At 47.3% G+C, this 1,016-nt stretch carries 1 protein-coding gene; it reads left to right on the forward strand.

What is annotated here, in order from left to right; translation table 11 throughout:
- Window positions 1-1,016 (forward strand): electron transport complex subunit RsxC (rsxC, locus tag R7127_RS26985; RefSeq protein ID WP_318148772.1); only part of this gene is annotated, 1,016 nt, incomplete at both ends.

Here is a 1,016-nt window from a genome sequence, read left to right on the forward strand (position 1 = left end):
GCTGACTACACTCAAGAATCCGCCGATGCACTCATCGACATTATTCGCCTTGCTGGCATTTCAGGGATGGGTGGTGCTGGCTTCCCTACCGCGAAAAAGATCCAATCAGGCATTGCTCGTACAGAAATCCTGATTGTAAATGCAGCAGAATGTGAACCGTACATCACGGCCGATGACAAACTGATGCAGGAGCATGCCGAAGAGCTTATTCAGGGCATCGAAATCGTCGAACATATCCTTAAGCCAAAACTGACGATCATTGGTATCGAAGATAACAAACCAGATGCCATTAAAGCACTGGAAAGTGCCGCGCTGAACAAGGACATTGTTATTCGAGTAATCCCGACGAAATACCCATCGGGTGGTGAAAAGCAGCTGATAAAGATTCTGACCAACAAGGAAGTTCCTAGCGGCTCTATCCCTGCAGATATTGGCATCTTGGTTCAAAACGTCGGTTCTTTATACTCGATTAAGCGCGCTATCATCGATGGCGAGCCAATGATCGAACGTGTCGTTACGTTAACCGGTAAAACCTTTAAACAGCCTCGAAACGTATGGGCGCTCTTGGGTACCCCAGTTCAAGCACTGCTCGACGAATTCGGGTACAAAGCCGATAAAAAACTTCAGCGTTTGATCATGGGCGGACCAATGATGGGCTTTACCCTGCCCCACTCACAGGTTCCTATCACCAAAACGGCGAACTGTATTTTAGCTCCGACTCGTCACGAGATTTCAGCTCATCAATACGAGATGGAATGTATACGTTGTGGTCAATGTGCGGAAGCTTGTCCTGCATCTCTACTGCCACAGCAGCTTCAATGGCATGCTAAGGCCGACGAATATGACAAGCTAGAAGAACTAAATCTAAAAGATTGTATCGAGTGTGGCGCTTGTGCATTTGTTTGTCCAAGTGAAATTCCACTGGTGCAATATTACCGCCAAGCAAAAGCAGAAATTCGTACTCGAACTCAAGAAGCAGAAGCCGCAGAGCGTGCGAAACTGCGCTTCGAAGAGAA

It is taken from the genome of Vibrio sp. 1159 (genome assembly GCF_033340395.1).
GTDB classification, from domain to species: Bacteria; Pseudomonadota; Gammaproteobacteria; order Enterobacterales; family Vibrionaceae; genus Vibrio; species Vibrio alginolyticus.